This window comes from Micromonospora sp. M51 (genome assembly GCF_018070305.1).
In the GTDB taxonomy this organism is placed as follows: Bacteria; Actinomycetota; Actinomycetes; order Mycobacteriales; family Micromonosporaceae; genus Micromonospora; species Micromonospora parva.
In genome coordinates this window covers 1-8895 of record NZ_JAGPXZ010000186.1, presented here as the reverse complement: position 1 = coordinate 8895, position 8895 = coordinate 1, and the positions used below count along the sequence as shown (strand labels likewise).

At 70.1% G+C, this 8895-nt stretch carries 7 protein-coding genes; 6 read left to right on the top strand and 1 reads right to left on the bottom strand.

Annotation, left to right across the window (positions count from 1 at the left end):
- The 4 genes from KBX53_RS12835 to KBX53_RS12820 form a co-directional block, all read left to right on the top strand.
- A partial coding sequence (locus tag KBX53_RS12835; RefSeq protein WP_247675534.1) for a helix-turn-helix transcriptional regulator occupies nucleotides 1-890 on the top strand: 890 nt, incomplete at its 5' end.
- A 3-nt stretch (nucleotides 891-893) separates the two neighbouring features.
- A complete protein-coding gene (locus KBX53_RS12830; protein WP_210859368.1) occupies nucleotides 894-1772 on the top strand; it encodes an alpha/beta hydrolase in 879 nt (292 codons plus the stop codon).
- 256 nt (nucleotides 1773-2028) lie between these two features.
- A complete protein-coding gene (locus KBX53_RS12825) occupies nucleotides 2029-2790 on the top strand; it encodes an ABC transporter ATP-binding protein (RefSeq protein ID WP_210859366.1) in 762 nt (253 codons plus the stop codon).
- Complete coding sequence (locus tag KBX53_RS12820; RefSeq protein WP_210859364.1) at nucleotides 2787-4418, top strand: hypothetical protein; 1632 nt, start codon at nucleotides 2787-2789, stop codon at nucleotides 4416-4418. Before KBX53_RS12825 ends, KBX53_RS12820 begins: the two co-directional genes overlap by 4 nt.
- A 482-nt stretch (nucleotides 4419-4900) precedes the next feature.
- On the opposite strand, the gene KBX53_RS12815 is transcribed toward KBX53_RS12820, so the two are convergent.
- Nucleotides 4901-5275, bottom strand: a complete 375-nt coding sequence (locus KBX53_RS12815) for a hypothetical protein (RefSeq protein WP_156057297.1) — start codon at nucleotides 5273-5275, stop codon at nucleotides 4901-4903.
- Between the two features lie 285 nt (nucleotides 5276-5560).
- On the opposite strand from KBX53_RS12815, the gene KBX53_RS12810 reads away from it, so the two are divergent.
- Nucleotides 5561-6292 carry a hypothetical protein gene (locus tag KBX53_RS12810; protein ID WP_210859363.1) on the top strand — a complete coding sequence of 244 codons (732 nt, stop codon included), beginning with the start codon at nucleotides 5561-5563 and terminating at the stop codon, nucleotides 6290-6292.
- 56 nt (nucleotides 6293-6348) lie between these two features.
- Nucleotides 6349-8895, top strand: a 2547-nt coding sequence (locus KBX53_RS12805) for a hypothetical protein (protein WP_210859361.1), incomplete at its 3' end; no start/stop codon positions are given.

Genomic DNA, 8895 nt, shown 5'->3' with positions numbered 1-8895 from the left:
GCCTGGAACTGGCCCGCGAGGCCGGCTATGAGAACACCGTGGCCGCGCACTTGGCCAACCTGGCGGTCCTGGCGGCGCTGCGAGGCGAGGAGGAGATTTGTGAACGGCAGGCCCGCGAGGCGCTGGCCATCGCCATACCGCACCGGGTAGGTCTGCGGGCAGGGGTCGCCGCGTACGCGCTGGCGCTGCTCGACCTGTGCCTTGGACGCTACGCGACGGCGCATGACCGCTTCACGGCCATCGCCGAGGCGGGACCGGGTGTCGGGCATCCCACCGTGGTGTGGCGGACGGCGCCGGATCGCGTCGAGGCCGCCCTGGGCGCGGGCGACGAGGTGGGTGCGCGGGCGGCGCTCGAGGCGTACGAGCGATGGTCGGCGTACGCCGCGACGTCCGAGTCGCGCGCCCTGCTGGCCCGTTGCCGGGGCTTGGCCGAGTCGTCCGAGGACGCCTTCGGCGAGGCGTTGCGGCTGCACACCAACCCGTTCGAGGAGGCCAGGACGGCTCTACTGCTGGGCGAGCGCCTGCGCCGAGCGCAGCGGCCGGGCGACGCGCGGGCGCATCTGCGGATGGCGTGGGAGACGTTCGAGCGGGCAGGCGCGAAGCCGTGGGCGAGGCGCGCACAAGGTGAGCTGCGGGCGGCGGGCGAGAGCGGGCCGGCCCCGGGCTCGGCCGTGCTGGACGCGCTGACCCCGCAGGAGTTGCGCATCGCGGGCCTGGTCGCCGACGGGTTGTCGAGCAAGCAGATCGCCGCCCAGCTGTTCCTGAGCCCTCGCACGGTCGAGTACCACCTGTACAAGATCTACCCGAAGCTGGGCATCGGCTCCCGCACGGAACTGGCGCGACTAGTAGTTCTACAGAAGGCGCCCGCAGCGGAAGAGGACATGCTCTGAGACATGACTGAGGTGAACATCTGGAGTGAAGAGTTCGGCGCCGTCACAGATGCGCCGATCCTGTTGATCATGGGGTCGATGTCGCAGGGCGTTCTGTGGCCGGACGAGTTCGTCGGCCGCCTTGTCGCCGGAGGCCGCCGGGTGATCCGGTACGACCACCGTGACACCGGCATGTCGGGCACGGTCGACTTCGCGGCACAGCCGTACACGGGGAACGACATCAAGAACGACGTGTACCGCGTGCTGGACGCCCACGGCCTGGAGAGCGCCCACCTGGTCGGCCACTCGGCCGGCGGGCTGCTCGGCCAGTTCGTCGCGGTGGAGCAGCCGGAGCGGGTGCGCTCACTGACCGTCATCGCCTCCTCGCCGCTCGGCGGCGGTGAAGGTCAGGTGATCCTGCGGGCTCTGCTGGGGCAGCCGCAGCCCGAGGACAGCCTGCCCGAGCCGACGCCGGAGTTCGTGGCCTTCTACCGGGCGCTGATGACCGCCGCACCGCCCGAGGACCGGCGCACCCAGATCAACAGCATGATCGCCGAACAGCGCGTGCTGCACGGCACCGGGCTGCCGTTCGACGGGGACGCGGCGCGCCGGCTACAGGAACGACTCTACGACCGGGCCCGCGACCTGACGGCGGTGGCCAACCACCGGCTGGCCGCTGCGGCCAGCCCGGACTTCGAGCCGGTGGGCGTGCTGCACCAACTGAAGGCGCCCACGCTGGTCATCGAGGGCAGCCACGAGCCGGTCAAGCCGGGTCACGGCGCGATCATCGCCGAGCAGATCCCGGGAGCGCGGCTGATGATCACGGCGGGCATGGGGCATACGCTTCCGCCGGAGGTGCACGAGGAACTGGCCGTCGCCATCCTCACGCACACCGCCGAGTGATAGCTCATCTGACTGCACAGAACGGTGAACTGGTCGTGTGGTAGCGGAGCCGAACGAACGTCGCTCTGCTGTAGCAGCGGGCGACTGCTGGCGTGCCGTCACTGAGATGGCCGCTCGGCGGCCAGCGCATTTCGTTGTGTATGCGCTGCTCCGGCAACCCGCTTCGACGTCCTGTCGCATGGACGAGATCCGCGGCCTGATCGACGAATAGTGCGGCCGAATTGACCGGTCTGCCGTTCCTTGCCGGAAAGAGACGATGCAAGTGTTCGATTACACTGTCCCAGCCGTTGAGGTAACTGACCTCACCCAGCGTTTCGGCGCTGTACTCGCCGTCGACCGGGTCAGCTTGAGCATCCCAGCGGGAATGTGTTACGGCATCGTCGGCCCGAACGGGGCCGGCAAGACCACCACGCTGATGGCCATGTGCGGGTTGCGGGAGCCGACCTCCGGCACGGTCAGGATCGCCGGTCATGACCTGCGAACCGATCGGCAAGCCGCGCTCGCCCAGCTCGGAATCATGATGGACGGGCTGTCGCTACCCGAACGGCTGACCGCCACCGAGGTGCTGCGGTACAGCGCCGGGCTGCGTGGGCTGGATGACAGCTGGAGGGTCCGCGCCGAGGACCTGCTGGAGATCCTTGGCCTCGACGCTACTCCACGCGCGCTGATCGTGGAGTATTCCACCGGTATGCGCAAGAAGATCAATCTGGCGCTGGCGATGCTGCACCGCCCCCGGGTGCTGGTCCTCGACGAGCCGTTCGAGGCAATCGACCCGGTCTCGGCCCGCTCCATCGAACAGGTGCTCACACAGTACGTCGCCGCCGGCGGCACGGTGGTCATGTCGAGCCACATGATGGACTTCGTCGAACGAAACTGCCGCCGGGTGGCGTTGGTGGCCGGTGGCCGGGTGTTGGTCGAGGGGCCGGTAGACGAGGTGGCAGCGAACGGGACGCTCAACGAACGTTTCGTCGAGCTGGTCGGCGCCGATCCGGTCCGCCCGTTGAGGTGGCTGACATGACCCGAGCCCTGTTCGCGCTGAAGCTACGCCTGCTTCGCAACGGCCCGCACAACGAGCGCGGATTCAGCCTGGTCACCGGTATGGCCCTGGCCGCGTTGGTGGTCGTCGGCGCAGCGGTGGCCAACCGCGGACTGCTCCACGAAGGCTGGATCGCCGTGGCGCTCACCGGATGGGGAGGCATGTGGCTGTTCGGCCCTCTGACCCAGCCACGCCACGATCCGTCGGTCATCTCGCGCGACTGGTTACGCGGCTATCCGCTGCGGCCATGGCGCGCGGCTCGGGCCTTGTCCTGGACCGAGCTGCTGGGCGTCGGCCCCCTGGTCACGCTGACCTGTCTGTCGTCCCTGGTCGTGCTGGCCGCACCGGGCGGCCTGACGGCGGCCACGATCGGCGCGGTGGCGATGGTGGCACAGCTGTATCTGCTGGTCTGGGCGGGTAAGACGGTGGCGGTGATCGCGGCCTGGCTGTTGCAGACCCGGGCCGGGATGAGGCTGGCCGCCACCCAGACCGCCGTCATGCTCGCGCTGTCGTTCGCTGGCTGGGTGCCGATCGCGGCCTGGTTGCTGCCCCGCCTCGGTCAGAGCGACACCACCCTGGTCCTCCCTACCTTCGGGCAGCTACCCGCGCCGATCATCGACGTGCTCGCCCTCCTGCCCACGGGATGGGGGTACCGCGCCGCGATCGCCGCCCGTGACAACGCCGGGACGGAAGCGGTCGTCGTGCCGCTGATGGCCCTCCTGGCCCTGGGTGCACTGCTGCACATGGGCTGGACCACCCTGACAGCGCGGGCCCTACGCCGCCCACCTCGCCTCGTGACGCCGCGACGCCCTCACGCACCGGGTCGTGGGCTGTCGCTTCCGGTCACGACGCCGCAGGTGTCCGCTGTCGTCTCGCGAGAGCTGGCCACCTGGTCGCGGGATCCCGCGCGCGGTGTGGAACTGCGTAGTGCCTGGCTGACCCCGCTGTTGATGGCGCTCATCATCGGGGTCACCGACTGGAGTTGGGCGCTGCCCCTCGTGGGTTCCGCGGCGGCGGTGTTCGGCGCGATGGTCGCGGTCAACACCTACGCCCTGGACGGCACGGCCCTGTGGCAGCTGCTCACCACACCGGGCGCCCTTCAGGCTGACGTACGCGGCCGGATGGCGGCATGGTTCTTGTTATTCGGCGTACCGTCGATCGTGTTGGCGGCCGTGTTGTGGGCCGTGACCCGCTCTCCGCTGGGCGTCGTCGCCATCAGCGGCGCCATCGCCGCAGCCGCAGTGGCCTGCGCCGTGGCACCGCTGATCGCGCTCCTGATGCCGGCTGTCGGCACCGATGCCCGCGATCGCCGCTACCCTGGACAACGAGCAGGCGATCCGACCGGTGGACAAATGACGATCTTCCCCGTGGTCCTGCTGGGCGCCATTCTCCCCGGCATCATCGGCACCATCACCGGAGGTCACTTGTGGACGCCGGTGCTCGCGGCCATCCTGCTAGCCGCGGTCAGCCTCTCCCTGACCCCCACCCTCACCGCGCGTCTGCTGCAGCGGCGAGGCGCCAGCCTGCTCGACGTGATGGTCTCCAGCGACGCTGCCCTGTTGCACCGTAATCGGCGTCATCGTTGGGGTTACCCGGGGGGATGGGGTTGAGTCGAATTTCGGCCCCGACGAGGCGAGCCCCGCGCCGACCAGCAGCAGTTAGTGGCAGATGCGCCTGGGGCGGTCGTCGTACACGATCGTCCCAGGCGCATCGTGATGCTTCTGGGTTCGTAAGCGCAACGGCCTTCGTATCCAAGGTAGGAACAAGCCTGAGGGGATGCCGAAGATTAACTCGCCTATGTGGGTTCCGAAGGTGGTGTTGATCGGGCTTCGACGCGGTCGCGAAGGGCTGCGAGCGCGGCGGGCGGCTGGGTGGCAGGCGGGATAGTGGTGTCGTGTTGCTGGAGAAGCCGGGTGATTCTGGCCAGGGCGCGGTGCATTGCGGCGTGGTAGATCGACGTGATGTCGTGGCTGAGCGCGGCGCGTCCCAGTACTTGAGGGAGGTGAGCCGGAACGTGTTGCGGATCAGACGTCTGCACCGTGCGGAGCCACACGAGCGGCCAGTGACCGAGACCAAGCCCTGCCTGGCAGCCCTACGCCGGCGCAGGCGATCTGTTCTGGGAAAGCAGGTCTCTGCGGTGGTGGCCGGCGACGCCGAGCACTGTCAGGAGTGTTGCTATGGCCCGGTGCGAACCCCGGTTTTGGGGGAGCAGGTTGGGAGCAGCGGCGAGCCACGGCACGTACTGCCGCAGCCAGGCGTCCACACCGGGCAGCGCGAGGACTCGGGTGATCGCGCCGGCGACGACGATCGCCTGCGCGACAGCCGGCAGGGTGTCCACGCCGGCCGTCGCGGCGGCGACCGGCAGCAGTGACAGCGCGCCGAGGCCGGCGGCCGCCACGGTACGCAGCGTCGCGCGCCATGGGTAGCGGGTCTGGGTCGGGGCCACGGGGGGAGTTGGGGTCGTCATGACGAGCACCTCCGACGGTAGGGTCCAGGGACTGGTTCATATCCCAAGTGCTCAGGGGCGGTTGGTGAATGCCGCGTTGCCCCCGGGGAGCGGACGGGGGCAGGGGAAGATCATGGCGGGACGAGTCGCCATGAGCGCGGTCGAGGCTCGGTCTGGGAGTCGCTGACCCCGACGCGTCGGTGGGCGCACAAAGTCGCCGCCAAGTGGCCACCAAGTCGCTGCTGGCCTGATCCTCGTATGAAACGCACGCTTGCGGGGGCGGCAGCCCTCCTCACGACGCTCGGAGTGCTGACGACCCCGGGCGCGGCCGGCGCTGTTCCGATCTGTGAAACCAATCCGCTGGGCTGCGAGCCCCCGCCACCACCGCCACCACCGACGCCGACCGACAAGGCACCCACCGGAGCCGCCCAGGCCACCGGGCCGCAGAACAACGGTGTCCTCGGCATCACCGGCTGGGCCGCCGACAGCAACGGGTGGCCGGTCACCGTGGACATCACCTTCGACGGAGCCCTGGTCGCGTCCAAGCCGGCCAGCGACTTCCGGACCTGGCTGCCGGCCGGGCCCCTCGGGTTCACCCACACCGTCGTCGTCCCGCCGACCGGGCCGGTCCGCCGGCTGTGCGCGACCGCACGCAACGTGCCCGACGGCAGCACACCGGTGGCGTCGGCCGTGCCGCTGGGCTGCGTCAGCTCCCGGCCGTCGAAGCCGACCGACCTGGTGTCGACGGCCGAGAGCGCCTACAACCGCAGCATCCTACGACTGGGCTGGACCGACAACGCGACCGACGAGACGTCCTACCTGGTCACGCTCAGCTACCTGCGTCGGCACTGGGAGGGCAACTACTCCTGGCAGGAGCCGATGAGTGAGTCCTTCGTCGTCGCGGCGCAGCCCGGTACCGGACGGATGTCGCTGGTGCTTTCCGACCAGGACGCCAACACCCATTTCCAGGTGCTCGTGAACAGCAGAGTCGGCGAGATCACCTCGGAGTCGCTGAGCGGCGGGGTCACGGCGCCGTGACCACAGGGGGAGATGAGGGAGGTTCGCAGGTGAGACCAGGCAGAATCCGCAGGCGCGTGGGTGCCGCGGCCGTCGGGGTCGTCGTGGCGGTGTCGACGTACGCGGTGCCCGGCTACGCCGCGCCGGTTCCGATCGACGAGGCTGCCCTGCACGACAGTCTGTATGCCGCAGCGGTGCAGTCGCGCACGACCGGCGTCGCGGGCGTGGTCGACGCCGTCGTGGCGGCGGAGATCGTCGACTGGCGAGCGGCCCATCCGAACGTGGACGGCACGCAGGTGGTCCGCCACTTCGGACGCACCGACGCGGCCGTGCGGGCGGCTGTGTCCGGCGTCGGGTCGTCCGAGGGGCTCGCCGCGTTCGCGGCCGCCGCCGCGGGATTGCTCGCGGTCCCTGTCGACCAGGACCCGGCGCAGGCCGCGCTGGACCGGGCCGAGGTGCGCGGGTCCAGCCTGCGCGCCCTGCTGACCGCCACCACGGGGGAGGAACTTGGTGCGGTGGTCACGCCGACTGAGCAGGTGCGTACCGGCAGCCAGAACTTCCTGTGGGAGGTGTCGGCGCCGGGGCGGCTCGCCGGGGCGTGGAAGCGGTTGCACCGGGCGGCGTCAACCGACGCGGGGCTGCGCACGGCGTGGGACGGCACCTACGCGGCGCGCCTGTCGGTCCGGCTGGACACCCCGGCGCAGGACCTGATGGCCCTACCGGCGTTCGCGAGCCGGGTCGACCTGCCGGGCATCCTGGCCAAGAAGGACGACGAGGCGGCGTTCTCCGCTGCCGTACGCACGGCCGTGCAGGCGCAGTTCGAGGCGCTGGAGGCGCTGGCGAACGACCGGATCACCGCCGCGACCGCCCTCAACGCGAAGTTCCCGATCGAGGGCGCCAAGCCGACTGCGGCGGAGGAGGCGGCGGCCAAGAAGTCGGCCGAGGACGCCAAGAAGCTGGTCAGCGAGGCCGGCAGCCTGCTGACCGTGGTCCTCGGCGACATCGGGGGGATCTACGACCCGAAGTTCGCCAAGACCGTCAAGACGGTCGGTGACGCGCTGGTCAAATCGGTGACCTCGGTGATCTCCTACGAGATGACGATCGCCTCGGGTCAGCTCACCGGCGCCGCGTCGGCCGCCGCCGCCCTCTCGCTGACCGGCAACTTCATCGGTGCCGCGATGGCCCTGCTGCCGCTGTTCATGGGCCAGGAGTCGCCGGATCAGATGATCAGCAAGCAGATCAAGGGCCTCAGCGAGCAGGTCCGGCGGATGGCCGAGGGAATCGGCGACCGATTCGACCGGGTCGATGCGAAACTCACCGCGATGTACGACGGCCTGAGCACCCAGCTCGGTCTGCTGGGCCAGGACGTCAGGGAGGTCAAGCGGATCCTCGGCGTGATCGGGGACCAGCTCCACACGATGGATCAGAAGATCGACCAGATGGCGCTGGCCAACCAGGCTGCCTTCGAACAGTTGGCCGCGGACGACGTCGACGACGCCACCGACCGCTACCTGCACCGGGCCGTCCGCGTCGACGGTGGCGCGATCGGGTCGGTGGCCGAGTACTTCGACGAGGTCGACTCGCCGACCCGGACGTTCGCGACGACGGCCGCGAAGAAGGCCCCGTTCGTGGTGCCCGCGGGCACGTCGACCGCGAACCCGGTCAGCGTCCTCGACCTCCATCTGCCCAACGGCGCGATCGACTACCTCGCCGGGTGGGCGGCGGCCAAGGGCGTTCCGCTGCGGCCGGCCACCGGCGACCAGGCGGTCAGCGGCGTGGCGAACCCGTCCGCCTGGCTGATCGGTGCCCGCGCGAACCTCGTCATGCAGCTCGAGAATCCGCAGTTCGCGGCGGCGGTCACGGCGGAGCACACCGCCGGCACCCTCGACGCGGGGAATCGGGTCAACCAGCGGGTGCGGCAGTTCAGCAACCCGGGCGCCGGTGGTGTCACCAACGAGCTGTTCACCCGGCTCGTCGGCGACTACCGGGCCGCTCTCGACGGGTGGTCCGACGCGCTCGACGACGTGGGGCGCGCCGTCCGCTGGAACCAGACCGATCCGGCCTACCCGGCCGCCGGCAACGACCGGACGGACGACCTGCGGGGTGCCCCCGACCAGGCGCTGCCCGCGGCGGCGCAGATCCCGGACGCGCCCGGCCTGACGCCCTGCCGGGTCGGCGACATCGGTATGCCCGCCTGGTCGGTCCCCGCCACGCTGCGCAACTCGGACCTGCCCGCCTACTACGACCTGCTGGCCTACGCGGCGCCGCCCGGCTACCGGCCGACGCTGCGCACCTGTATCGAGGGCGACTTCGTCAACGTCAAGGAGACCATCAGGCCCAAGTACGAGATCTACTCCGGCGACCTGAAGATCACTCTGCGCCACCAGGTGAAGCAGGGCGGCAGTGAGACCTGGCAGGACGTGCGCAGTGTCACCACGACCCGGCCGGTCGGCGTCTACTGCGAGATCTACAACGGCAGCGGGCCCTATCCCGACACCGAGTGCCACAGCCCGTCGGACTACGTGCTCACCCAGTGGCCGCAGTACCTCAACGCACTGCAGACCCAGGGCACCGTCACCACCCATCCCCAGGTCGACACCGACACACTTGCGCGTACCCGGTCG

Bases quoted from the DNA above. Each gene is read 5' to 3' on its own strand.
- KBX53_RS12830 (WP_210859368.1), top strand. From the start codon at position 894: ATGACTGAGGTGAACATCTGGAGTGAAGAGTTCGGCGCCGTCACAGAT.
- KBX53_RS12820 (WP_210859364.1), top strand. From the start codon at position 2,787: ATGACCCGAGCCCTGTTCGCGCTGAAGCTACGCCTGCTTCGCAACGGC.
- KBX53_RS12815 (WP_156057297.1), bottom strand. From the start codon at position 5,275: ATGACGACCCCAACTCCCCCCGTGGCCCCGACCCAGACCCGCTACCCA.
- KBX53_RS12825 (WP_210859366.1), top strand. From the start codon at position 2,029: ATGCAAGTGTTCGATTACACTGTCCCAGCCGTTGAGGTAACTGACCTC.